20 protein-coding genes are annotated in these 23,646 nt (G+C 73.9%); 9 read left to right on the forward strand and 11 right to left on the reverse strand.

Annotation, left to right across the window (positions count from 1 at the left end; genetic code table 11):
- Complete coding sequence (locus ACWEPF_RS15510; RefSeq protein WP_452172920.1) at positions 1-789, reverse strand: aminotransferase class IV; 789 nt, start codon at positions 787-789, stop codon at positions 1-3.
- Between the two features lie 132 nt (positions 790-921).
- Between ACWEPF_RS15510 and ACWEPF_RS15515 the strand changes: the two genes are divergently transcribed.
- Positions 922-1,575, forward strand: a complete 654-nt coding sequence (locus ACWEPF_RS15515) for a maleylpyruvate isomerase N-terminal domain-containing protein (RefSeq protein ID WP_452172921.1) — start codon at positions 922-924, stop codon at positions 1,573-1,575.
- Positions 1,576-1,594: 19 nt separating this feature from the next.
- Here the strand turns inward: ACWEPF_RS15515 and ACWEPF_RS15520 are convergent, their stop codons facing one another.
- The 5 genes from ACWEPF_RS15520 to ACWEPF_RS15540 all read right to left on the reverse strand — a co-directional run bounded on the left by ACWEPF_RS15520 (position 1,595) and on the right by ACWEPF_RS15540 (position 8,125).
- Positions 1,595-2,545, reverse strand: a complete 951-nt coding sequence (locus ACWEPF_RS15520) for a hypothetical protein (protein WP_345289649.1) — start codon at positions 2,543-2,545, stop codon at positions 1,595-1,597.
- A 236-nt stretch (positions 2,546-2,781) separates the two neighbouring features.
- A complete protein-coding gene (locus ACWEPF_RS15525) occupies positions 2,782-3,270 on the reverse strand; it encodes a hypothetical protein (RefSeq protein ID WP_452172922.1) in 489 nt (162 codons plus the stop codon).
- A gap of 224 nt (positions 3,271-3,494) precedes the next feature.
- Positions 3,495-4,667, reverse strand: coding sequence for an 8-amino-7-oxononanoate synthase (locus ACWEPF_RS15530; protein ID WP_452172923.1), 1,173 nt, complete (start codon positions 4,665-4,667; stop codon positions 3,495-3,497).
- A gap of 193 nt (positions 4,668-4,860) precedes the next feature.
- Positions 4,861-5,412 (reverse strand): hypothetical protein, encoded by a 552-nt coding sequence (locus ACWEPF_RS15535; RefSeq protein WP_452172924.1) that lies wholly within the window; start codon positions 5,410-5,412, stop codon positions 4,861-4,863.
- A gap of 94 nt (positions 5,413-5,506) precedes the next feature.
- Positions 5,507-8,125 (reverse strand): ATP-dependent Clp protease ATP-binding subunit, encoded by a 2,619-nt coding sequence (locus tag ACWEPF_RS15540; RefSeq protein WP_452172925.1) that lies wholly within the window; start codon positions 8,123-8,125, stop codon positions 5,507-5,509.
- Positions 8,126-8,363: 238 nt separating this feature from the next.
- Here ACWEPF_RS15540 and ACWEPF_RS15545 point away from each other — a divergent pair, with 238 nt between their 5' ends.
- The 4 genes from ACWEPF_RS15545 to ACWEPF_RS15560 all read left to right on the forward strand — a co-directional run bounded on the left by ACWEPF_RS15545 (position 8,364) and on the right by ACWEPF_RS15560 (position 14,390).
- Positions 8,364-9,584 (forward strand): glycosyltransferase, encoded by a 1,221-nt coding sequence (locus ACWEPF_RS15545; RefSeq protein ID WP_452172926.1) that lies wholly within the window; start codon positions 8,364-8,366, stop codon positions 9,582-9,584.
- A gap of 120 nt (positions 9,585-9,704) precedes the next feature.
- Positions 9,705-11,468, forward strand: coding sequence for a SpoIIE family protein phosphatase (locus ACWEPF_RS15550; protein ID WP_452172927.1), 1,764 nt, complete (start codon positions 9,705-9,707; stop codon positions 11,466-11,468).
- Positions 11,469-11,548: 80 nt separating this feature from the next.
- A complete protein-coding gene (locus ACWEPF_RS15555; RefSeq protein WP_452172928.1) occupies positions 11,549-12,748 on the forward strand; it encodes a serpin family protein in 1,200 nt (399 codons plus the stop codon).
- Between the two features lie 88 nt (positions 12,749-12,836).
- Positions 12,837-14,390 (forward strand): APC family permease, encoded by a 1,554-nt coding sequence (locus tag ACWEPF_RS15560; protein ID WP_345289657.1) that lies wholly within the window; start codon positions 12,837-12,839, stop codon positions 14,388-14,390.
- Positions 14,391-14,471: 81 nt separating this feature from the next.
- Here the strand turns inward: ACWEPF_RS15560 and ACWEPF_RS15565 are convergent, their stop codons facing one another.
- A complete protein-coding gene (locus ACWEPF_RS15565; protein ID WP_452172929.1) occupies positions 14,472-14,852 on the reverse strand; it encodes a DUF2255 family protein in 381 nt (126 codons plus the stop codon).
- Positions 14,853-14,922: 70 nt separating this feature from the next.
- The gene (locus ACWEPF_RS15570) at positions 14,923-15,954 is read right to left on the reverse strand and encodes an alpha/beta hydrolase (RefSeq protein WP_452172930.1); all 1,032 of its coding nucleotides are present in this window, start codon (positions 15,952-15,954) and stop codon (positions 14,923-14,925) included.
- Between the two features lie 177 nt (positions 15,955-16,131).
- Here ACWEPF_RS15570 and ACWEPF_RS15575 point away from each other — a divergent pair, with 177 nt between their 5' ends.
- Both ACWEPF_RS15575 and ACWEPF_RS15580 read left to right on the forward strand, forming a co-directional pair.
- Entirely contained in the window at positions 16,132-17,013 is an 882-nt protein-coding gene (locus ACWEPF_RS15575; RefSeq protein WP_452172931.1) for a helix-turn-helix domain-containing protein, read from the forward strand.
- 107 nt (positions 17,014-17,120) lie between these two features.
- Entirely contained in the window at positions 17,121-17,834 is a 714-nt protein-coding gene (locus ACWEPF_RS15580) for a TetR/AcrR family transcriptional regulator (RefSeq protein ID WP_452172932.1), read from the forward strand.
- A 93-nt stretch (positions 17,835-17,927) separates the two neighbouring features.
- Here the strand turns inward: ACWEPF_RS15580 and ACWEPF_RS15585 are convergent, their stop codons facing one another.
- The 3 genes from ACWEPF_RS15585 to ACWEPF_RS15595 form a co-directional block, all read right to left on the reverse strand.
- A complete protein-coding gene (locus tag ACWEPF_RS15585) occupies positions 17,928-18,608 on the reverse strand; it encodes a response regulator transcription factor (RefSeq protein ID WP_396292111.1) in 681 nt (226 codons plus the stop codon).
- A 341-nt stretch (positions 18,609-18,949) separates the two neighbouring features.
- Positions 18,950-19,909 carry a hypothetical protein gene (locus ACWEPF_RS15590; RefSeq protein ID WP_452172933.1) on the reverse strand — a complete coding sequence of 320 codons (960 nt, stop codon included), beginning with the start codon at positions 19,907-19,909 and terminating at the stop codon, positions 18,950-18,952.
- 134 nt (positions 19,910-20,043) lie between these two features.
- Positions 20,044-20,604: a hypothetical protein gene (locus tag ACWEPF_RS15595; protein WP_452172934.1), complete on the reverse strand. Its 561-nt coding sequence runs from the start codon at positions 20,602-20,604 to the stop codon at positions 20,044-20,046.
- A 186-nt stretch (positions 20,605-20,790) separates the two neighbouring features.
- Here ACWEPF_RS15595 and ACWEPF_RS15600 point away from each other — a divergent pair, with 186 nt between their 5' ends.
- Both ACWEPF_RS15600 and ACWEPF_RS15605 read left to right on the forward strand, forming a co-directional pair.
- Positions 20,791-22,134 carry a sensor histidine kinase gene (locus ACWEPF_RS15600; protein WP_452172935.1) on the forward strand — a complete coding sequence of 448 codons (1,344 nt, stop codon included), beginning with the start codon at positions 20,791-20,793 and terminating at the stop codon, positions 22,132-22,134.
- A gap of 97 nt (positions 22,135-22,231) precedes the next feature.
- A partial coding sequence (locus ACWEPF_RS15605) for a choice-of-anchor A family protein (RefSeq protein WP_452172936.1) occupies positions 22,232-23,646 on the forward strand: 1,415 nt, incomplete at its 3' end.

Genomic DNA, 23,646 nt, shown 5'->3' on the forward strand with positions numbered 1-23,646 from the left:
TCAGAGCTCGTCCCAACGGACGGTGGCCCAGGCGGCGGTGAGGACGTCGACGAGTTCCGATCCGTCGCCGGGGAGGGCCGACCCGTCGATGCTCGCCAGGGGTTGGGCGTGGCAGTGCGAGTTGGTGGCGACGGCCGCGCGCAGCGGCGGGAGGTCGGCGAGGGTCAGCGGGACGACCGACCAGGGCAGGCCGAGGTGGGTGAGGCCGCGTCGCAGGAGCAGCATGGTGATGCCGGGCAGGGCTTCCCCGTCCGGCCAGAGCACCCGGGCACCGTCCCAGAGGGCGAGGTTCCAGACCGATCCCTCGCGCAGGCGCCCGTCCCGGCCGAGGAACAGGACGTCGTCGTAGCCGGCCGCCCGCGCCTGCAGCGCCTGGTGGGTCAGGCCCATGGTGGCCAGGTGCTTCAGGTGCGGCAGGTCGCGCTCATAGGTGGCGGTCCGGACCCGCAGCGGCGGCCGCGGCTCCTCGCTGACCGGGTCGGCGACCGCGACCATCAGGTCCGGTACGTGCGGGACGCCGACCTGCGGGACGACCGTCACCTGGACCGAGGCGTCGCGTTCGCCGCCGAGCGCGTGCCGGACCAGCCCCAGGATCCGGTCCTCGTCGTGCTCGGCCTCGGCACCGAAGAACGCCCGGGTCCCCGCTTCGAGCCGCGCCAGGTGCAGGTCGAGGCCGCGCACCCGCCCGCCGCGCACCTGCATCGAGGTGAAGTGCCCGTAGTTCCAGGTCGCCACCCGGTAGACGTCCGCGACCTCTGCGGGCCGGCCGTTGATCTCGATGTTCCGCACCCGCGCCATGCTGCCACGTCCACGCACGGAGAAGATCATCCACCCCCGGCCGCCGCCTGCCCGCAGGCCACGCGGCGCACGGAGCGGTGAAATTCCGTCAGCGTCCGCCGCCGGACGGGATAGCGTCCCGGCATGACCAGCTCAGCGCACCCCGTGACCGCCGACGACCTCGACCAGGCCGTCCAGCTCGCCCTGACCACCCTCCGCCAGGCCCCGCCCACCACCGACTGGGACCGTCCGGCCGGCGCCCTCACCTGGACCTGCTGGGAGACGGTGGAGCACCTGGCCGACGACCTCTTCGCCTACGCCGCCCAACTCGGCCCGCGCAGGCCCCCGCTGACCGGGGAGGTGCCGTTCGTCTGGGAGGCCCGGCGCGAGGGCGGCCCGGCCAACGCGATCCACGCGGACCGTTCGGCCGGGCCGGACGGACTGCTCCAGGTGCTGGAGGCGGCCGGGGCGTTCCTGGTGGCGATGGTGCGGGTGACGGGGCCTCAGGTGCGGGCTTACCACGGGTACGGGATCTCGGACGCCGAGGGGTTCGCGGCGATGGGGATCGTGGAGACGCTGGTGCACACCCACGACCTGGCCCAGGGGCTCGGGCTCGTCTGGGAGCCCCCGGCCGGGCTGTGCGCGCGGACGGTGGCGCGGCTGTTCCCGGAGGCCCCGACCGGGGAGGACCCGTGGCGGACGCTGCTCTGGTGCACGGGCCGCGCGGACCTGCCGGGGCGTCAGCGCCCCGTCCGCTGGCGGTGGGACGGCCGTCCGGCCGCCGAGCGGACGGGGTGAGACGGGGCGCAGCCGCGGCTCAGTGGTGGATCTCGGCCCGCAGCAGGTTCGGGTCCGGCGGCTGCTCGAAGAAGGCCCCGCTGGTGACGTACACGGAGCCGTCGCGGACCGCGACCGAGGTGGGGTTGGAGAGCCCGTCCTGCTTGGTGAGCACCACCGTCCGCTTCCCGCCGGTGGTGACGTGGACGAGTTCACCGGCCACGTTGCGGGCCGCCAGCAGGTCGTCCCGGTGGCCGGTGAAGTTGAAGTCGTCGATGCCGTCGAGCCCGGTGATCCGGGTCTCGACCGGCCCGGGAAGGGCATCCGGGTCCGAACCGACGGCGATCCGCAGGACGGTGCCGCAGTCGGTGTTGGAGACCCAGACCGCGCCGTGGTGGTAGCGGACCCCGTTGGCCCCGATGAAGCCGTTGGGCCGCAGGTCCGGGTGGATCGCCCAGGCCAGCGGCACGCCGCCGTCGACCGGGACCCGCCAGACCACGCCCATCACCGAGTCGGCGGCGTAGAGCTGACCGTGCTTCCGGTCCAGGGTCAGGCCGTTGGGGATGCCGTCCGGCGGCAGGGCGCTGATCTGCTCGGGCTCGCAGCCGGGACGGATCCGCCAGATGCCGGTGAGCTTGGTGCCGGTGACGTAGTTGACGTAGAGGGTGCCGTCGTCGGCCCGGACGATGCCGGTGAGCGCGGCGTAGCCGAAGAGCGGCGTGGCGGGGTGCTCCTCGGTGGGCAGGGTGGCCAGGATCGTCACCTGCCCGTCGGGGGCGACCCGGGCCACCTGGCCGCTGCGCAGCAGGGTGAGGTCGGCGCTGCCGTCGGGTTCGAGAGCGACGTTCTCCGGCAACTGCCCTGCGGCGAAGTCGAAGTGGGCCGCGATGTGCGGATCGGAGAGCGGCGGGGCGACGGCCACGGCCGAGGCGGGGACGAGCAGGGCCAGCGCGAGCGCGCCGGCACCGGCCAGGCGGGTGGAGCGGTACACGGGTACTCCTCTACGGGGACGCGCCGGGCGCCGGTGGGGACACGGGCCCGGCCTTGCCCACAGCAGAGCACGCCGCACCCGTCCCCGCCCGCCGACCGGGCGGCGGTCCGGCAGCGGCCCGGGCCTGACGCCGGGTCGGAGCGCGCGGCGCCCCCGTCAGGTCCCCCGCTCGGCGGACACCGGTTCGGCCCTACACGTCCGACGGGCGGCCGCCCGGCCCGACCGGGAGAGAGCCGCTACCGCTGGGCGTTGTAGAAGCCGATCAACAGCGCACCCCACCAGCCGAGTTGGGAGACCAGCGCGGAGACCGCGCCCCGGACCAGCAGCGGCCGGGGCGGCCGTTCGTCGCCGCAGACCGCCAGGCGGCGCTGGAGCGCGCCCGCCTGGACACCGTTGAGGGCGATCATCAGCACCAGGACCAGCTTGAGCTGGGTGAGGCCGGAGTCGAGGTGGGGCTCCAGCAGGACGCCGCTGAGCGTGAGACCGGCCAGGCCGGCCCAGATGGGGGTGTGCAACGGGGCGGCCAGTTCCAGGACTTGGCAGAGGGTGCGGCGGCCGAGCAGCCAGAGGGCGCCGACGTAGTCGACGGCGAGGACGGCACCGAAGCCGGCCACCAGGGAGACCAGGTGGACCAGCAGGGCGGCCGTGTGCAGGGCCGGAGCAGCCCGGACGTGGCCGGCGGTCCAGGCGCTGGCGGCCCAGAAGGCGGCCAGCGCCAGCGACACGAGGGCATGGCGAAGTGCTCTGCCGCGCGGGGGCACGGCAGGTTCCGACTGAGGCATGGGGGTGCTCCCGGGTGGGGGTCCGGCAGGCTGACGCAGTGTCAGGTCAGGGTTCCGCTTTCCTGCCAGCCCCGTCAATAGGTCTGGACCAATCGGAGAGTGATCCCCCTGCCCGGCAGCGCCCGGGAGCACACGAACGGTTCAGCTCTCGCCCGAGCGGACCGCGGTCAGGGCGCCGTCCGGCGGATCACCGCAACTGCCTCGGCGATCTGGATGTCCGTCAGGTCGCCCCGGGCGGTGAGCCGCAGGCGCGAGATGCCGTCCGGCACCGACGGCGGGCGGAAGCAGCCGACCGCCAGCCCGGCGGTGCGGCAGTCGGCCGCCCAGCGCACGGCCGCCTCGGGGCCGGGGGCCCGGACCGAGACCACGGCGGCGTCCGGGGTGCTGGCCTCCAGGCCGGCCGCGGTCAGCTGGGCGGAGAGCAGCCGGGCCACCTCGCGGGCCCGCTCGGCGCGCTCCGGCTCGGCCCGCAGCAGGCGCAGCGCGCCGAGCGCCGCGCCGACGGCGGCCGGGGCCAGGCCGGTGTCGAAGATGAAGGTGCGGGCGGTCTCGGTGAGGTGCCTGATCACCCGTCGGGGGCCGAGCACGGCGCCGCCCTGGGAGGCCAGCGACTTGGAGAGCGTGACGGTGGCGACGGTGTCGGGGGCCCCGGCCAGCCCGGCGGCGGCCAGTGCGCCGCTGCCGCCGGGGCCGAGTACGCCGAGGCCGTGCGCGTCGTCGATCAGCAGCGCGGCGCCGTGGGCGCGGGCGGCGGCGGAGAGCTCGCCGATCCGGGCGGCGTTGCCGTCCACCGAGAAGACCGAGTCGCTGACCACCAGGGCACGGCGGTGGCTCCGGGCCGCGAGTGCGGCGGCCACCGCGGCCGGGTCGTCGTGCGGCGCGCGGTGCACGTCGCTGCGGGAGAGCCGGCAGCCGTCGATCAGCGAGGCGTGGTTGTTGGCGTCGGAGACGATCAGCGTGTCCGGGTCGGTGAGCGCGGTGAGCGCGGCCAGGTTGGCGGCGTACCCGGAGGAGAAGACCAGCGCCGCCTCCGCCCCGCAGAAGTCGGCGAGCTCCTGCTCCAGCTCGGTGTGCAGCGCGGTGGTGCCGGTGACCAGCCGGGAGCCGGTGGAACCGCCGCCCCAGCGCAGCGCGGCGTCGGCGGCGGCCCGGGTGACGGCGGGGTGGTGGACCAGGCCGAGGTAGTCGTTGCTCGCCAGGTCGAGCACCGGATCCTCGGCGGGACGGCTGCGCAGCGTCCTGGTCAGCCCGGCGGCGGCGCGCAGCTCGGCCGCCTCGTCGAGCCAGTCGAAGACGGCGGCGGGGGCGCTGGTGGCGGCGGGCTGGGCGGAGTGGACCATGGCCCGCACTCTGTCACCCGCCCGCTCCCACGACAACGCCCGCCGACCTGCGCCGCCACCGCCGCACCCCCTCCGAGCTGCGAAGGAGTCATCCGGGTGGAGAGCGCGTGTGGCTCAGTTCACGCCCTCGCGGAGCACCCACGGAGCACCCACGGAGCGCCCACGGAGGTCACGCCCGCCCGGTGAGGGCTCGTCAGGGCCGCCGGCGCGGTGCCTCGTCATCGGGCTCGTCCGGGCTCGCGAAGTGGAACGGGACGCCGAGGTGTTCGGCCAGCGCCCGACCGGCCCGCTCGGCGGCCACCGCCACCCGGGGCCGGCGTCCCGTGTCGACGTCCTCGCCGAGGTGGCGGTCGGCCGTGGACGAGTACACGACGCCCAGGCTGTGCTCCGCCGCCGGATCCTCGGTGACGGCCAGCAGCACGACGAACCAGTCGTGGACGGTGTCGCCGTCCCAGACCGCCTCGACGGCGACCACCCGTTCCCCGAGACCGGCCGCCTTGAGGGCCAGCGACTCCAGGTCGAGCGGACTGTGCGGCTGACGGGCGACGCGGTCACCGTGGTGCTCGTACCGGTCACCCACGATCAGTTGGGCCGTCCCGATGCCGATGCCGTCCCTGACCAGACCGACATCGACGACCAGCCTGACCGCGCTCAGGAGGGAGTCCCGCAGCACGTGGCCGTCAATCTCCTGCTGGACGCCCACGGGCAAGGCCGACCACCACGCGTCCCTGGCTTCCCGCTTCATGTGGACCATGCCTCCCCCTCGGTCTCGGCAGCGACCCTAACAGCGCGCGCCCGCCCCGACCGAGGTCCGGTGGGGCGGGCGCGGTGACGGCGGGTCAGACCACGGGCTTGACGTCGGTGCCCTCGCCGAAGGCGTCGGCGGTGTCCGCCGCGGTGGCCGGGGGCTGGCCGGCGGCGGCCCGCTCCTCCGCCTCGACCTCCTCGGTGGACTTCGGGCGGCCGATGGAGACGGTCAGCTCGTCCCGGGCCGGATCGGCGTCGGCCAGGATGGTGTCGCCGGGACGGAGTTCGCCGCCGAGCAGCAGCGAGGCCACCTTGTTGTCGAGCTCGCTCTGGATGGTGCGGCGCAGCGGGCGGGCGCCGAAGGCGGGCTGGTGGCCGTGGGCGACCAGCAGCTTGCGGGCGGCCTCGGTCACCTCCAGCTCCATGCCCTGGGCACGGACCCGCCGTTCACTGCCCTTGAGCAGCAGGTCGACGATCTGTCCGAGGTCGTCCTCGGTGAGGGCGTCGAAGATGACGGTGTCGTCGATCCGGTTGAGGAACTCGGGCGGGAAGTGCGCCTGCAGGTCGCCCAGCAGCGCGTCCCGGATCGAGGCGGTGTCGCCCTTCGCGGCCAGGATGCGCTGGGCGCCGATGTTGCTGGTGAGGATGACCACGGTGTTGCGGAAGTCGACGGTGCGGCCCTGACCGTCGGTCAGGCGGCCGTCGTCCAGCACCTGGAGCAGGGTGTTGAAGACGTCGGGGTGGGCCTTCTCCACCTCGTCGAAGAGCAGCACGCTGTAGGGCTTGCGGCGGACCTTCTCGGTGAGCTGCCCGGCCTCCTCGTAGCCGACGTACCCGGGCGGGGCGCCGACCAGCCGGGAGACGGTGTGCTTCTCCTGGAACTCGCTCATGTCGAAGCGGATCAGCCGGTCCTCGTCGCCGAACAGCAACTCGGCCAGTGCCTTGGCCAGTTCGGTCTTGCCGACGCCGGTCGGGCCGAGGAAGAGGAAGGAGCCGACCGGCCGGTCCGGGTCGCCCATGCCGGCCCGGCTGCGCCGCACCGCCTCGGAGATCGCCACCACCGCCTCGTCCTGGCCGATCACCCGGCCGTGCAGGGCGTCCTCCAGCTTGAGCAGCCGGTCCTTCTCGCTCTCGGTCATCTGGGCGACCGGGATGCCGGTCCGCCGGGAGAGCACCTCGGCGATGTCGTCCACCGTCACCGCCATCACGCCCTCGCGGCGCTCGGCGATCCCGGCCAGTTCGGACTCGGCCTCGGCGATCTGCTTCTTCAACTCCCCGGCCCGGTCGAACTCCTCGGCCGCCACCGCCTGGTCCTTCTCCCGGCGCAGCTTGGCGATCCGGTCCTCCAGGCCGATCGCCGGGGTGGACTTGCCGAGCGACTTGAGCCGGACTCTGGCCCCGGCCTGGTCGAGCAGGTCGATCGCCTTGTCCGGCAGGAAGCGGTCGCTGACGTAGCGGTCGGAGAGCTCGGCCGCGGCCACCAACGCGTCGTCGGAGAACCGGACTTGGTGGTGCTCCTCGTAGGCGTCGCGCAGGCCCTCCAGGATCTGGACGGTCTCCGGCACGCTGGGCTCGGGCACCAGCACCGGCTGGAAGCGGCGCTCCAGCGCGGCGTCCTTCTCCACGTGCTTGCGGTACTCGTCGATGGTGGTGGCGCCGATCACGTGCAGTTCGCCGCGGGCCAGCGCGGGCTTGAGCATGTTGCCCGCGTCCATCGCCCCCTCGCCGCCCGCCCCGGCCCCTACCACGGTGTGCAACTCGTCGATGAACAGAACGAGTTCGTCGGAGGACTGCTTGACCTCGTCGATCACCCCCTTGAGCCGCTCCTCGAACTCGCCGCGGTACTTGGCGCCGGCCACCATGCCGGACAGGTCTAGCGAGACCACCCGCCGGCCCTCCAGCGTCGCGGGCACCTCACCGGCCACGATCCGCTGGGCCAGACCCTCCACGATGGCGGTCTTGCCGACGCCCGGTTCGCCGATCAGCACCGGGTTGTTCTTGGAGCGGCGGGAGAGGATCTCGACGGTCTGCTCGATCTCCTCGGCCCGGCCGACCACCGGGTCGAGCTTCCCGGCCCGGGCGTCGGCGGTGAGGTCGCGGCCGTACTCGTCCAGGGTCGGGGTGCTGGAGGCCGTGCCGGAGGCGCCGCCCTCCGCGGCGGCGGCCCGGTCGGTGTCGGTGCGCAGCCGCTTGAGGTCACTGCCGCCCGAGGTGAGCAGCTTGGCCGCGCCGGAGTCCGGGTCGTCCAGCAGCGCGCCGAGGACGTGCTCGGGGCCGATGTAGGAGCCACCGGGGCCGCCGGAGGCCTGCGAGCGGGTGTACGCGGCGCGCAGCACCCGCTTGGCGGCGGGGGTCAGCCTCGGCTCGGCGGACGGAGTACCGGATACGCCCGGCATCACCTTGACGATCTCCTCGGCCAGCCGGTCCGGATCCACCCCGGCCTGCACCAGCAGGCCGCGGGCCGGTTCGACCAGCGTGCAGGCCCAGAGCAGGTGCCCGGTGTCGAGGTCCTCGCTGCCGTCCTCCTCGGCCCGCGCCTGGGCCCGGCCGATCAGTTCGCGGGCCGAGTCGGAGAGCAGCTTGCCGATCGGCACCCGCTGGACGGCCGGCGGCGAGGAGGCCGGCGACATCCCGAAGAAGCGGTTCAGCAGGTCGGAGAACGGGTCCGGCCCGTCGCCGGCGCCGAAGGAACCGAAGGGGGGCATGGTCATGAGCGGTACGACCTCCTGGCCCCCCCGGCAGACGACGTGGCTGCTGCCCATCCGACCATCGGTCCGGGCCGCGCTCCCTGTGCTGCTGCGCCATCCAGGTAGCGGTGCCGCGGAGAGGAGTGCCGCACTCTCCGCCATGATCAACTTATACCCCGTCAGGGGGCTTGCCGCAAGGCCCCCTTGAGGGCGCAGAATCACCGCTCGAACGTGGATCACCGATCTTCCTGGGGGAAACGGAATGCGTGTACTGCTGCTGGCGTACGGATCGCGCGGCGACGTGGAGCCGATGGTGGGCCTGGCGCTCGCCCTGCGCTCGGCCGGCGCCGAGGTGCGGTTCTGCGCGCCGCCGGACTTCGCCGAGCTGCTGGCCGACAGCGGGCTGCCGCTGGTGCCGCTGGGCCGGTCGCTGCGGGAGATGGCCCGCGAGGCCGTGCTCGGGACCGGCCCGGCCATGACGATGCAGGAGCGGGCGGCCCGGGTGACGGCCGACACCTACGCGGCGGCCCTGCCCGCCGCCGAGGGCTGCGACGCCGTGGTGGCCACCGGGCTGATGCCCGCCGCCGCGGCCGCCCGCGCGGTCGCCGACCGCCTCGGCGTCCCGTACTCCTTCGTCGCCTACTTCCCCAGCTACCTGCCCTCCCCCGACCACCCCCCGCTGCCCTGGCCGGGCCACCCGCTCCCGCCGGAGGAGACCGACAACCGGGTGCTCTGGGAGCGCAACGAGCAGGTGCTGGACGAGCTGTTCGGCGGCGCCGTGAACGCGCACCGGGAGTCGGTCGGCCTGCCCCCGGTCGAGCACGTCCGTCCGCACGTGCTCACCGACCGCCCGCTGCTGGCGGCGGATGCCGTCCTCAGCCCCTGGCGCCCCACCGGCGAGCTGGACGTGGTGCAGACCGGGGCCTTCGTCCGGCCGGACGCGCGTCCGCTCCCGGCCGCGCTGGAGGCGTTCCTGACGGCGGGTGAGGCGCCGGTGTACGTCGGCTTCGGCTCGATGCCGGTGCGGGACGCCGAGGCGGTGGCCAGGGACGCGGTGGCCGCCGTCCGGGCGCAGGGCCGCCGGGTGCTGCTCTCCCGGGGCTGGGCCGGGCTGGCCGCCGAGGAGGCCGCCGACCTGCACGTGGTGGACGAGGTGAACCAGCAGGAGCTGTTCGGCCGGGTGGCGGCCGTGGTCCACCACGGCGGGGCCGGCACCACGACCACCGCCGCCCGGGCCGGCGTGCCGCAGGTCCTGGTGCCCCAGCTCGCCGACCAGCCGTACTGGGCCCGCCGGGTGGCCGAGCTCGGCATCGGGGTGGCGCACGACGGACCGGTGCCGAGCTTCGACTCGCTCTCGGCCGCTCTCGCGGCGGCCCTCACCCCGGAGACCGCCGCCCGGGCGAAGGAGCTGGCCGCCACGCTGCGCACCGACGGCGCCGCGACGGCCGCCCGGCTGCTGCTGGCGACGGGGCACCGGGCCTGACCGAAGGACGGCGGGGCGGGCGTCCGGCCCGGGTGTCCGACACCACGCGGCGCTTCTGTCGCCCGCCCCGCCCCTCCGTGCGACGATCCGAGCACTGCCTCCAGCCACGAGGAGGGCCGGGTGTCGCTGGACATACTGAGCGAGGAGCAGGCCAGGGCCCTGCTCCTCCACCTCGGGCGGCTGTCGCCGGACTCCCCCGGGGCGGCCGCGCTGCCCCGCCTGGTGGCCGACCACACGGTGATGCGCGCGGTGGCCGACGGGACCTCGGTCGGCATCGCAGTCCTCGACACCGGGCTGCGCTACCGCTACGTCAACGCGGCCCTGTCCGCGATGAACGGCGCCCCGTCCGACCACCACCTCGGCAAGGGCCTGGCCGAGGTGGTCCCGGGCATCAACGTCGAGCACACCGAGGCGGCGCTGCGCTCCGTCCTGGAGACCGGACGTCCCGTGGTCCACCTGGTCGAGGGCATCACCACCCCGGACGGTTCGGGTCTGGCCCGGTTCTGGCACAACGCCTTCCACCGCCTGGAGGACGAGGACGGTGCCCCACTCGGGGTGGTCGCCCTGGTCCTGGAGATCACCGAGGACCGCCGGATCCGCGAGGCCCTCGCGCTGGCCTCCACCCGGCTCACCCTCTTCGACGAGGCCGCCACCCGGATCGGCACCACCCTGGACGTCCGGCAGACCTGCCAGGAGCTCACCGAACTGCTGGTCCCCCGGCTGGCCGACCTCGCCGTGGTCGACGTCCTCGACTTCGAACACCACCACTCCCCCATCCACCCGCACCAGGCGCTCCAGCTCCGCCGCCTGGCCCTCTCCGCCGTCCGCGGCCTGGCCGGGGCCGCACAGCGGATCGGCGCCCCCGGATCGCCCGTCGTCCCGAGGCCGGGATCGGACCTCACCCGCTGCCTCGACGAACAGCGCCCGGTCATCTCCGACCTGCTCGGCACCGACGGCTCCGGGCTGCACGGCCTGCCGCCCGAGCGGATCGCCCTGCACCGCGAGCTCGGCCTGCACTCCGCCTGCCACGTCCCGCTGACGGCCCGTCACGACGTGATCGGCGTGGTCTCGCTGGCCCGCACCGCCGGCTCCCCGCCCTTCACCCCCCAGGAGGCCGATCTGGCGGGCGAGTTGGCGCTGCGCGCGGCCAACTCCATCGACAACGCCCAGCGCTACGCCCACGAGCGGCGCAGCGCCGTGCTGCTCCAGCGCGCCCTGCTCTCCGACCCCACCGTGCCCGGCTCCGGCGTGGAGTGCGCCCGGCGCTACCTGCCGGCCGGGGCGGCGGCCGAGATCGGCGGGGACTGGTACGACAGCCTGGCTCTGCCCGACGGCTGCACCCTGCTGACCGTCGGCGACGTGATGGGCCACGGCCTGGACGCCGCCGCCACCATGGCCGAGTACCGCTCCGTGATCCGCACCCTCGCCCTCCAGGGCCTGCCGCCCGAGGCGATCCTCGACGCGGCCGAACGCACCGTCCAGGCCCTCGGCCAGGAACGGGTGGCCACCTGCCTGACCGTCGCCTTCTCCCCCGCCACCCGCACCGCCGCCCTCGCCACGGCCGGCCACCTGCCCCCGCTGCTGATCCCGCCGGACGGCCCGCCCCGCCTGATCGACCTCCCCGTCGGCCCCCCGCTCGGCGCCGGCCCCGGCCCGCACCGCAGCCGCTCGCTGCGGCTGCGCCCCGGCTCCGTGCTGCTGCTCTACACCGACGGCCTGGTCGAACGCCGCGACGAGGACATCGACCAGGGCCTGGCCGCCCTCGCCGCGCTGGACTTCGACCCGGCCGGCCCCCTGGAGTCCGTCCTCGACACCGCCGTCTCCCTGCTGGTCGGCGCCCGGGTCGGCGACGACGTCTCGCTGCTCGCGGTGCGCACCGCCTGACGGAGGGCCGGCCAAATCCGTTCGCCACCGGTGGACGCAGGCCCTACGCTCGGGCCGGTCTTCCGAGGAGGGGCAGAACGATGAGCGGGATCGCGGCAGTTCGAGCGGTGAACCGGCTGGCGGCGCGGTGGGCGGAGCTCGCGGACGGCGGCAGCACGGTCTTCATGCCGACCGGGGTGTGGCCACTGCTGGCCTTCCTGGCGGCGGGCGCGCACGGCCCGGCGGCCGCCGAGCTGGAGCAGGCCCTCGGCATGCCCAGCGGCGAAGCCGCCGAGCACGCACGGGAGTTGGTCGCCACCCTGCGCAAGCTCCCCGGTTCCTCGGCGGCGGTCGGTCTGTGGACCTCGGACCTGTTGCACCCGGAACCGACCTGGCTGGCCGGCCTGCCACTGGACGTGCACGGCACCCTGTCCGGCGACGCGGTCCAGGACCGGCGCCGCCTGGACGCCTGGGCCTCCCGCAACACCGGCGGCGAGGTCGAGTCGATGCCGGTCGCGCTCGACCGTGACACCCGGCTGGTGCTCGCGTCGGCGCTGACCGTCCGGACGGACTGGCTCCGCCCGTTCCGCCAGTTCGTCCATGAGGCCGAGTCCGGCCCGTGGGCCGGGCGCGCGTTCGCCTCCCTGTCCCGGGTCACCGGACTGCTCGACCGTGCGGCGGTCACCGACACCCCGGCCGGCTCGGTGACCGAACTGCGGGTCCTGGGCCGCAACGACATCGACGTCCACCTGCTGCTCGGCGAGGACACCGCCGCGCCCGGTGCGGTCCTGGGCGCAGGCCTCGACATCCTCGCGGGCACCCGGTCGAGGACGACCGCCGACCTGCTCCCGACCGGCCGTCCCGGCCCCGGCCTGGACATCACCTGGACCCGGAGCGAGGACCGCGACCACTACCTGTGGGCGACGCTCCCGGCATTCACCCTCCGGGCCGACCACGACCTGCTGGCCCGCCCCGAGGTGTTCGGCCTCACCTCCGCCACCGACCCGACCGCCGCAGACGGACACTTCGCCGGAATCACCGGCACTGAACCGCTGTTCATCGGCTCCGGGCAGCAGTCCGCGACCGCCACCTTCGGCGCCAAGGGATTCCACGCGGCCGCGGTCACCGCCTTCGACTTCCTCGCCGCCGGCATTCCGGAAATGCGGTACCGGATCAAGAGGGTCAAGGTGACCTTCGACCGCCCGTTCGGCTTCCTCGCCGTCCACCGCACCTCACGCCTGGTCCTCGCCGCAGGCTGGGTCGCCGAACCGACCTGGGACGAGGGTGACGACATCTGGTGAGCCGGACGGGTGGTTCGAGGGCGCGCGGGCGGCCGGGTCGCGCTCCCGGGGTGTGACGGGCGGTCAGGATGCCTCTTCGGGAGGAATCTTGACGCACAGCGCGCACGGACAGCACCATCAGCCGGAGCAGCACCGACCGGAGCGTGACCTCCAGGAGAAGGGGCTCAAGTCGGGGGCGGTCGGCCTGGTGGCCAGCGTGGTGCTGAGCGTCTCCTCGGTCGCCCCGGTGTACGCGCTCACCGCCACCCTGGGGCCGACCGTGGCCCAGGTCGGGCTGCAGATGCCGGCCGTCTTCCTGGCGGGCTTCCTGCCGATGCTCCTGGTGGCCTACGCCTACCGGGAGTTGAACCGGGTGATGCCGGACTGCGGCACCTCCTTCACCTGGACGGCCAAGGCCTTCGGGCCGCACCTGGGCTGGATGTGCGGGTGGGGCCTGGTGGTGGCCACCATCATCGTGCTGTCCAACCTGGCCGGGGTCGCGGTCTCCTTCTTCTACCTGATGCTGGCCCAGGTCTTCGAGAACCCGGACCTCGCCGACCTGGCGCACAACCGCGGCCTCAACGTCCTGACCTGCCTGGTCTTCGTCGGCCTGGCCACCGCCATCGCGTACCGGGGCGTGACCCTCACCAAGGAGGTCCAGTACGTCCTGGTGGGGCTGCAGCTGACGGTGCTGGCGCTCTTCTCGCTGTTCGCCTTCGTCAAGGCCGGGCAGGGGCGCTCGCCGCTGGCCATCGAGTTCAGCTGGCAGTGGCTGGACCCGTTCGCGGTGCAGTCCTTCGCCGCCTTCACCGCCGGGCTCTCGCTCTCCCTGTTCATCTACTGGGGCTGGGACACCTCACTGACCGTCAACGAGGAGACCGCCGGCTCCGCCGCCACCCCCGGCCGGGCCGCCCTGCTCACCATGGTGGTGATCCTCACCGGCTACCTGGTCACCGCCGTCGCCACCCAGCGCTTCGCCGGGGTCGGCACCGAGTCCTACGGCCTGGGCAACCCGGCCACCGAGGACAACGTCTTCGCCGCCCTGGCCAAACCGGTGCTCGGCTCGCTCTCCATCCTCATCTACGTGGCGGTGCTGGCCAGTTCGGCCTCCAGCCTGCAGACCACCTTCCTGCCGCCGGCCCGCACCATGCTGGCCATGGGCACCTACCGCGCGATCCCCGCCCGGCTCGCCCACATCCACCCGCGGTACGCCAGCCCCTCCACCGCCACCCTGGTCTCCGGGATCGGCACCGCCGTCTTCTACTCCACGATGACGCTGATCAGCGACAGCGTGCTGGTGGACACCATCTTCACCCTCGGCATGATGATCTGCTTCTACTACGGCCTCACCGCCTACGCCTGCGTCTGGTACTTCCGGCGCGAACTCACCTCCTCCGTCCACTCGTTCTTCTTCAAGGGCGTCTTCCCACTGCTCGGCGCCGCCCTGCTGACCGCCGTCTTCCTCAAGACCGCCGTCGACACCTGGGACCCGTCCTACGGCTCCGGCACCTCCCTCTTCGGCGTCGGCACCGTCTTCCTGATCGGCTTCGGCCTGCTGGCCCTCGGCGTGGTGCTGATGCTGCTCTGGCGCCACCACGCCCCGGCCTTCTTCCGCGGCGAGACGCTCCGCCACGACACCCCGTCGCTGGTGGTCGAGGACTGACTGATCGTTTCAGAATGAGTTGAGCTACGGGTCCTGGGACCGGGTGGCGGCGGGCGGAACAGGCCGTGCGGTCCGGGGGCTTCACTCCTCGGGGACAACCTCCAGGGTGTTGCGGCGTACGGGCTCGGTCGACATCGTCACCGAGTACTCGCTGTCGGCGTACTTCTCCAGGAAGGAGGCGTCGACGGCCTGGTTGGTCTCCTCGTCGTCGGGGGCGACGGGCACGAAACGCACCGGCTTGTCGACCCCGCCGGCCGAGATCCGGCCCCGCCCGGTCCTCAGGGCCGGCCCGTACCACTTGCCCTGCGTGCCGTTGTAGGAGCGGATGAAGATCCGGTCCCCGACGGGCACGGACCAGATGCCGACGGTCTTGGGGGTGGTTCCGTCGGGCAGGGTCGCCCCGACGGTGAAGTAGGTCTCGGCGTTGATGCGCTCGAGCTCGTCCGAAGTCCAAGCGGCCATGGCGGTTCTCCGTTCGTGTCTGCGGTCATGCCGCCCCGCGTGATCGGCGGGGCGGCGACGACTGCCCGGGTCAGAGCTTGTCGGCGAAGAAGGGGCCGAGCTTGCCGACGGCCTCGGCGACCTCCTTCTCGCCGTCGTAGAGCTCCATGTGGTTCGCACCCTCGACGACGTGGAACGACTTGTCCTTGCTCGCGGCGCGCACGAACAGGTCATCACTCATCCACTTCGATCCGGCCTCGCTGCCCGCGACGACCAGCAGCGGCTGCGTGAGGAACGCCTCGGCCTTGTGGAAGGCGTCGTAGGTGATGATCTGGCTCAGGCTGCGCGCGGTCATGAAGCCCGGCGCGTTGGGGTGCTCGCAACGCGGCGTGTGGTAGTACTCCCACGCCTGGCGCAGCTCCTCGTTCGGCGCGTCCTCCTCGCGCATCGGTGCGAGCGGGAAGGGGTTGTCCTTGCCCCGGGCATCGGTGTTGCGGGCTTCGGCACCCATCGCGAGCAGCGGGGCGGCGTCGGGGTCGGCGACGTCGTTCGTCCAGCCGTTGCGGAACATCTGGCCGATGTTGACGAGGCTCACGGTGCCCACGGCCTTGATGCGGGGGTCGTTGATCGCGGCGTTCGCGGTGTAGCCGGCCCCGGCGCAGATGCCCATCGCTCCGATGCGACCGCTGTCCACGTAGTCGAGCGTGGTCAGGTGGTCGACCACGGCGCTGACGTCCTCGGTGCGGATGTGCGGGTTCTCCAGCTGTCGCGGCTCCCCGGTGCTCGCGCCCTGGAACGAGGCGTCGTAGGCGACGGTCACGAAGCCGTGCTCAGCGAGCTTGCCCGCGTACAGGCCCGCTGCCTGCTCCTTCACGCCGCCGCCCGGGTGGGAGACGACGATCGCCGGGTAGGTCTTCGACGCGTCGAAGCCCTCCGGGAGGTTGATCACCGCGGCGAGGGTGGTGCCGTATCCGTTGAGGGTCTCGATGCTGATGTTCTCGCTCATGACTTTCCTCCGGTTGATGTCCGAATGGGTGTTTCTGGATGGGAGGTGGAGGGTTCCCGCCAGGTCCCGGGCCATCACCGGGGAACGGAAGCTCACGCGCTCGGTCCGCTCGGTCACGGTTCCTCCTGGCTGTCCCGCTCGTCGTTGCCCGGGGGCCGGGTCGGCGCCCGTCGGTTCTGACGACATCAACTGTGGGTGCCGTCGATCGAGGGCGGAAGGCTGCGACAGAACCCCCCTCAGAGGGGGGTCTGGCGGAACCTGGCCCCGGGCCCCGATCGCCCATAGCGTGAGGTCATGGCACTGAAGGACGAGCGCGTACGGGACTTCCTGGCCACACGCCGCGCGAAGATCACCCCCGACATGGCCGGCATCTTGAAGGGCGGCGGGGCGCGCCGTGTTCCCGGCCTGCGCCGGGAGGAGGTCGCGATGCTCGCCGGCGTCTCGGTCGACTACTACACCCGGATCGAGAAGGGCGACCTGACAGGGGTCTCCGACGAGGTCCTCGACGCCCTCGCCCGCGCCCTGCAGTTGACTGAGGACGAGAGCACCTATCTCTACGACCTCGCCCGCACCGCGCGCCGGCCCTCGCGGGCGAGGAGACAGCCGAGAGCCGCGGCGGGGGTACCGCAGCAGGTACAGCTGCTCATCGACGCGATGAGCGCCACCCCCGTCATCGCCCTGAGCAAAAGGCTCGACGTCCTCGCGTCGAACGCTCTCGGCCGGGCCCTGTTCGACATGGCCTTCACCAGCCCGACCCGGCGCTCAGCGGCTTCCCCGCCGAACCTGGCCTCCGTCGTCTTCCTCGACCCCGCCGCGGCCAGGTTCTACGACGACCTCGACGACGCGGCAGCCGCGTGCGTGCGCATCCTCCGTGCCCAGGCCGGCGCGACGCCGCACGACAAGCAGCTGATACAGCTCGTCGGCGAACTGTCCACGCGGAGCACCGACTTCAGGACCCGCTGGGCCGCTCACGATGTCGGCGTCCACCGCACGGGCAGGAAGACCCTCCACCACGACCAAGTCGGAGAACTCGTCCTGGGCTTCGAGGAACTGACCCTCGACTCCTCTCCCTCCATCACCCTGTCCGCGTACATCGCCGAGCCCGCCTCCCCCACTGCCGAGCGCCTGCAACTGCTTGCCACCCTGGCAGCAACGACCGCGCTGGCGCACCCGTGAATCCGAGACCGTGAACCGTTCTTCAGCGCGGAACAGCTCGGTCAGCAGAGCGGCGTCCGGGCGTGGCCAGACGCCGACCACGGACCCTCCGGCCCTAGGATGCCCGCATGACGGACCCCGGGACGACCACGCCGACGGGCAGGCCGAGGCGCGGGCGGCCGCCCACCAGTCCGCTCACCCCCGCGCTGATCCTGGAGAGTGCCCGCGCGCTGGTCGAACGCGAGGGCCCCGACGCCCTGACCCTGCGCCGCCTGGGCACCGAGCTGGGCTCCAACCACACCGCCGTGCTGCGCCACTTCGCGGGCAAGGACGAGATCGTGCTCGGGCTGGCCGAGCAGCTGATCGAGGAGGCACTGGCCGGCTTCGTGCCGCAGGAGGGCTGGCGGGACACCCTCACCGCGCTGGCCCGGCGGGTGCGCACCGCCTGTCTGGCCCACCCGGCGGTCGCCGTGCTGGTCGCCACCCGGGTCTCGCGCCGGGCCGCCGAGTTCCGCGGCGCGGACACCGTGATCGGCGCGCTGCGGCAGGCGGGCTTCGGCGAGCTCGACGCCGCGCGCTACTACCGGGTGCTGGCAGACACGGTGCTGGCGGTGTCCTCCTACGAGGCCTCGGTGAGCTTCCTCGACGACGAGGCGCGCCGGGGCGACCGGATGGCCTGGCAGCGGGAGTACCTCGCCGTCTCCCCCGTCCGGTACCCGCACCTGGCCGCGGTGGCCGGGCACCTGGCCGCGATCGACGCCGAGGACCAGTTCGAGACGGTGCTCGAACTGCTCCTGGACGCCGTGGAGTTGCGCGCCCTCCGGGCCGCCCGGGAGCGGTGACGACCATTTTTGAACCGCTGTTGTCACCAGTGGTTCAAAAATGTCCGAAGAGACCCGCTGCCTCCCGGCGGCCACGGCGGGACCAGCGGGTGGTCAGCGGGTGACCGGCGCCTCCAGCCGGAAGCCGACACCGCGCACGGTGTAGAGGTAGCGGGGGTGGGTGGGGGTCTCGCCGAGCTTGCGGCGCAGCCAGGAGAGGTGGACGTCGATGGTCTGGACGCTGCCGTAGCTGTCCTGCCACACCCCCGCGAGGATCTGCCGGCGCGTCACGACGGTGCCGGGCCGGGCCGCGAGGTAGGCGAGCAGGTCGAACTCACGCCGCGTCAGGTCGAGCGGCACCCCGTCCAGCGCGGCCTCCCGGCGCCGGGTGTCGACCGCCAGGCCGCCGACCCGCAGGACCTCCGAGGCGACCGGCGCGGCGGCGGCGAAGCGGCGCAGCACGGCGGCTATCCGTGCGCTCAGGTGGCTGCCGGAGAACGGCTTGACCAGGTAGTCGTCGGCGCCGTCGTTGAGCAGCCGGACGATCTCGTTCTCGTCGTCCCGGGCGGTGGAGATGATGACCGGCACGTCGGTGAGGCTGCGGATCATCTTCAGCGCGTCGGCGCCGTCCAGGTCGGGCAGGCCGAGGTCGAGCACCACGATGTCGCAGCCGGCCGCGGCGACCTCGCGCAGCGCGCCGAGCGCGGTGCCCACGCTGCGCACGGGGTGGCCGGCCGAGGTGAGGTGACGGATCAGCACGGAGCGCACGCGCGGGTCGTCCTCGACGACCAGCACGGTGGGGGCGTCGGGGTGCGGGGCGAGGGCTGCCGGAGCCAGGGCCGCGGGAGCCGCCGGCTGCCATGGGGAGGGGTCGGTCATGCTCGGACCTTCTCGTGGGTCGGGGAGGGTGCCCCGGCTCCGACGGCGGTCGAGCGGGCGGGCGCCGGGGGACAGCGCGAGATCACCCTCAGTGATACATGAGGGCACCTCGGGTTGATCAGCATACTGTCGCCCGGTCGGCCAAAACTGCCAAACGGGATATTCCACAGCGGAGTCCACGCCGCATCGGCACTGGACGCGGGCGGGCCGCCCGGCCGGTCCGGCTACCTTCCGTGACGACCTCGCGGCGAGCCTCGTCAGCCGGCGGACCAGCGCCAGGGCGCGGGCCCCGCCTCGCCGCGCAGGCAGGCCAGCCGGTGCAGCACCTCGCGCTGGTGCCTGCCGCCGAGGTCGGTCCGGCGGACCTCGCGCATGGTGTCGCCGAGCGCGAGGACCTCCCGCAGGACGGGGTAACCCTCCCAGTCCGTCGGATCGGATCCGAAGGAGGGGGCCGGGCAGAACTGCGCATAGGCCGCCACGAACTCCCGGTATCCGCCCTGGTGCCCCTGCACCAGGTCCGAGCGCCAGCGCGCGGCCGCCACGTCCCACTCGCGCTGCCCGCGCACCAGCGGCCTGGTGAGCACCAGCTGACGGGTCCCCAGGTGGCGGTAGCAGGTCGCGGGCTGATGCCCCGCCAGGATCGTGGTGGGCGGACTGGGCCACGCCAGGCCGCACCACAGCTCGGCCAGCCGCAGCGCCCGCCGGCGGATCCAGTCCGCGTCGCCGGGCCGCAGCAGGGCGTGCTCCAGCCCGTCCAGCATCCCCTCGAACGGGTCGTGGTCACCGGCCGCCGAGGGCCGCAGCGGCGGGAGCAGGTGCAGGGCCGCGGCGGCGTAGGCGGCGGCCGACGCGTCGCCCTCCACCCGCCGGCCCCGGGGCCGCTCCCAGAAGGTGACGAACCGTCCGCCGGCCGCCACCGCCCGGTCCGAGCGGGGCAGCAGGACGTCCAGACCGTAGGCGCCGACCCGGTGCGCGTCGGCCATCAACGGCTGGGCCTGCCAGGCGTGTTCGGGTGGATAGACATAGGCCACCAGCCCGGCCCGGGGCAGCGCCCAGAGGGCGAACGACTCCTCCTCGCCGGTGTACTCGGCGTGCTCGGCCGGGAATCCGAGCTCGGCCGCCGCCCGGGTGACGGCGCCGTGCTCGGCCTCCATCCGCCGGGCCCGGGCGGCGTTGCCGAGGCGGATCAGGGTACGGGTGCGCGGTCCCGGGGTCATCGAGGTCTCCTGCTGCGGTGTGCCGTGTGAGGGGGGACGGCGGCAACGCTAGGAGGGGCCGGCCCGCGACGGCAGCCCTGTTGGGGATCGCTCAAGAACCCTTGGGGACCCCTTCAGGATCCGGGCCCGCGGTCTCACTGCTCGTAGGTCTCCACCAGCGGCGCGTGGCCGTTCCAGGTGGCGAAGACCGAGGAGGTGTGGCCGTCCTTGGTGAAGTCGACCCGCAGCCAGGTGTCGGTGCGCCAGGTCTGGACCGCCCAACCGGGGCCGGGCGAGGCCGAGATGAGGGTCGCCGACTCGCGGCCCAGGGCCAGCGCCACCCTGCCACCCCGGACGGTGTAGCCCCGGCTCTCACCGCCGCCGGCGTCGCCGCCCGGCGTACCGGTCGCGGTGGGGGTGCCGGTCACGGCGGGCGCCGGTGCGCTCCGGGTGGCGCTCGGACCGACACCGGGCGCCGCGGTCCTGGCCGTCGGGGAGGCCGCCGGTGTGGCGGGCCCGGTGCCGCTGCCGGACCGCGCCGCAGTGGAGACGGGGGGCAGCGCACCGGGCAGGGCGGCGACCCGGGTGGGCACGAACACCGCGTCCGGCGGCCCGAAGACCGCCTCGCGCAGGACCAGGTTGACCCCCGCCCAGGAGATCGCGGCGGCCGCCGCGGTGGCGGTCAGCCAAGCCAGGGTGAGGGTCCGCTTTCGCATGACCGCTATCCTGCACCACCACGACGGAATCCGGGAACGGCGGTCCGGCTCCGGCCGGAGCGCCGCCCCGGACATCCGTCGGCGAATTCTCCGGCGGCCTTCCGGCGGAGTACGGACGACCGTGGGGAAAGAGATGTCCTGGATTCGGCCGGAGATGTCCGGGCGGCGTTTCCGGTGAGGGGCGCGATGGCCCGGTTCGCGGTCGCGGTGGCCGCGATGGTCGCGCTCGCGTTCCTGATACCGCTGGCGCTCACCGTGCGCGAGTTCGCCCGGGAACGGGCCTTCACCCAGGCCGAGCAGCAGGCCGCCGCGATCGATCCGGTGCTGGTGGTGACGACCGATCAGGAACAGCTGCGCCGGGCGCTGGCCAGCATCCCGGCAGGCCAGGCGGGCCGGCTCGCCGTCCACCTCCCCTCGGGGGTGGTGGTGGGCGGGGCCCACGCGGACACCGGCCAGGTCGGGGCGGCGGCGGGGCAGGGACGGGCGTACAGCGCCCGGGTCGCGGGCGGGTACGCGGTGCTGCGGCCGGTGGTCCTGGAGCCGGGGACGGTCGCGGTGGTGGAGGTGTACCTGCTGGACTCCGACCTGACCCGGGGTCTGTGGAGCACCTGGCTGGTGCTGGGCGGGGTAGCCGTCAGCCTGGTGCTGATCTCCAGCCTGGTCGCTGACCGGCTGGCGGCCCGGCTGGTCGGCGCCACCCGTGACCTGGCGGCGGTCGCCCGGACGCTCGGCTCGGGCGACCTGGAGGCGGTGGCCGACACCCGCGGGCCGTACGAACTGCGCGAGGTGGGGCTGGCGTTCAACGCGATGGCGGGGAGGATGCGTCAGATGATCACCGCCGAGCGGGAGTTCGCGGCCGACCTGTCCCACCGCCTGCGCACCCCGCTGACCGCGCTGCGCTTCACGGCGGGTGCCCTGGAGGACGGCCCGATGGCCGATCAGGCCCGGGACGTGGCCGACTGGCTGGAGCGCGAGGTGGACGCGGTGATCAGCGACGCCCGGGCGGGCAGCGGGCCGCGCGAGCCGACCGGCTGCGACGCGGCCGAGGTGCTGGCCGAACGGATGGCCTTCTGGGCGGCGCTGGCCGACGACCAGGGGCGGCGCTGGGACTGGACCCAGGACCCGGGGCCGGCCCCCGTACCGGTGGCCCGGGCCGAACTGGGCGCCGCGCTCGACGCCGTGCTCGGCAACGTCTTCCGGCACACCCGGGCGGGCACCGGCTTCGCGGTGGCGCTGAGCTCCGGGCCGCGGGTGGTGATCACGGTCGGGGACGCGGGGCCCGGCATCGCCGACCCGGGGGCCGCCCTGGTGCGCGGCCGGGGCTCCGCGCGGGAGGGCTCCACCGGCCTCGGCCTGGACATCGTCCGGCGGCTGGCCGAGGAGGCGGACGGCTCGCTGCGGCTGGGCCGCGCCGCGCTCGGCGGAGCGCAGGTCGAGCTGACCCTGCCCAGCGGCCCCGGGCCCGCGCCGTCCGCCGCCCCCGCAGGCCCCGGACGCCGGGCGTCCCGCCGGCGTCCGGGCCGGTTGTAGTTTCTTTAGAGTTGCCTCGAAAAGCCTTGAAAACTCCGTTACCACGGCGTTATCAAGCCGCTTTCCGGCGGCTTTCCCGCTGTTAGAGTCCGCTGTCGTGAAGACCGGAACCATAAACCTCGACCGCATTTCCGCGCCGCTGCGCACGGCACTCGCCGCCACGGCCTGCACGGGAATTCTCCTCACCGTCCCGGCGCCCGCGGCGCAGGCCGCCCCGGGAAACGGCCGGTCGGCCTCCTGCCCGGCCCGCGGCGAATTCCCGCCGATCGGCCACGACCCGAAGTTCACCGACGCCAATGTGGCGCTGTTCGCCGGCGGCGGCTACACCGTCGACGGCGGGGCCGCCGAGGCCGAGGGCCTGCTGGTGGTGGCGGGGAACGCCACCTTCGCCAAGTCCCCCGGCGGCGGGGTGTTCAACGTCGGCCGGGTCGGCGCGGGCTCCGGCATCCTGCCGGCCGGGGGTCAGGTGATGCTGGCCGTCGGCGGGGACCTGCGGATCGCCAAGGGCACCACGCTCGACGTCGGCTCCGGCCTGACCACCGGGCCCGGCTACGGCGGCGCCGTCCGGGCCGGCGGCACCATCGACGAACAGGGCCGACTGGACACCAACGGCGGCGACCGGCGCTCCGGCATCGGTGCGGCCGCCGCGCTCGACCCGTACGCGGGCTTCGGCACCACCGTGCAGACCCAGTCGGCCGCGCTCGGCGCGCTCCGGCCCACCGGCACCGCCCAGCGCTCCGGTGCGACCGTCACCTTCCGCAGCACCGGCCCCTCCAACGGCACCCTGCAGGTCTTCGAGCTCGCCTCCGCCGATCTGGACGGGGCCTCCACCTTCCTCTTCGAGTCGATCCCGGTGGACGCCTCGGTCCTGGTCAACGTCACCGGCACGCACGCGGTCTCGGTCTCGCCGATGTCGGTCGGCTACAACGGGGAGCGGGTCGACGTGTACGGCTCCGCCCACTTCGGCGAGGCCGCCGCCAAGGTGCTCTACAACCTGCGCGAGACGCCGAAGCTGACCCTCGGCGGCGGCGGCAACTTCATCGGCTCGCTGCTGGCCCCGAAGGCCTCCGCCGACCTGACCGCCAGCACCAACGGCCGGCTGTACGTCGGCGGCGACGTCCACACCCACGGCTCGGGCAACGAGAGCCACAACTACCCGTGGACCGGCACCCCGGTGTTCTCCTGCTCCCCCACCCCCGTGCCGCAGCCCAGCACCCCGCCGGTCCCCACCCCGAGCCCCTCGGTCCCGGCCACCACCCCGCCCGGCACTCCCACCGCCCCGAGCACGCCCAACTCCCCCTCCGCCCCCGGAACTCCGGGCGTCCACACGCCCTCCACCCCGCCCTCGTCCGGCAGGCCGTCCGCACCGGGCACCCCCGCCCCCTCGCCGTCCGGCACCCCGGACACCCCGCCGCCCGGGAAGTCCCTCGCCTTCACCGGCTCCACCGGCACCTTCGCCATCGCCGGGGCCGGTCTGGCGGCGGTCGCCGCGGGCGGTGCCGTCGTGGTGGC

This window comes from Kitasatospora sp. NPDC004289 (assembly GCF_053602875.1).

Excerpts from the sequence above, each read along its gene's own strand:
- ACWEPF_RS15515 (WP_452172921.1), top strand. The coding sequence starts at position 922 with ATGACCAGCTCAGCGCACCCCGTGACCGCCGACGACCTCGACCAGGCC.
- ACWEPF_RS15530 (WP_452172923.1), bottom strand. The coding sequence starts at position 4,667 with ATGGTCCACTCCGCCCAGCCCGCCGCCACCAGCGCCCCCGCCGCCGTC.
- ACWEPF_RS15535 (WP_452172924.1), bottom strand. The coding sequence starts at position 5,412 with ATGAAGCGGGAAGCCAGGGACGCGTGGTGGTCGGCCTTGCCCGTGGGC.
- ACWEPF_RS15540 (WP_452172925.1), bottom strand. The coding sequence starts at position 8,125 with ATGACCATGCCCCCCTTCGGTTCCTTCGGCGCCGGCGACGGGCCGGAC.
- ACWEPF_RS15545 (WP_452172926.1), top strand. The coding sequence starts at position 8,364 with ATGCGTGTACTGCTGCTGGCGTACGGATCGCGCGGCGACGTGGAGCCG.
- ACWEPF_RS15555 (WP_452172928.1), top strand. The coding sequence starts at position 11,549 with ATGAGCGGGATCGCGGCAGTTCGAGCGGTGAACCGGCTGGCGGCGCGG.
- ACWEPF_RS15565 (WP_452172929.1), bottom strand. The coding sequence starts at position 14,852 with ATGGCCGCTTGGACTTCGGACGAGCTCGAGCGCATCAACGCCGAGACC.
- ACWEPF_RS15575 (WP_452172931.1), top strand. The coding sequence starts at position 16,132 with ATGGCACTGAAGGACGAGCGCGTACGGGACTTCCTGGCCACACGCCGC.
- ACWEPF_RS15580 (WP_452172932.1), top strand. The coding sequence starts at position 17,121 with ATGACGGACCCCGGGACGACCACGCCGACGGGCAGGCCGAGGCGCGGG.
- ACWEPF_RS15590 (WP_452172933.1), bottom strand. The coding sequence starts at position 19,909 with ATGACCCCGGGACCGCGCACCCGTACCCTGATCCGCCTCGGCAACGCC.
- ACWEPF_RS15595 (WP_452172934.1), bottom strand. The coding sequence starts at position 20,604 with ATGCGAAAGCGGACCCTCACCCTGGCTTGGCTGACCGCCACCGCGGCG.
- ACWEPF_RS15600 (WP_452172935.1), top strand. The coding sequence starts at position 20,791 with ATGGCCCGGTTCGCGGTCGCGGTGGCCGCGATGGTCGCGCTCGCGTTC.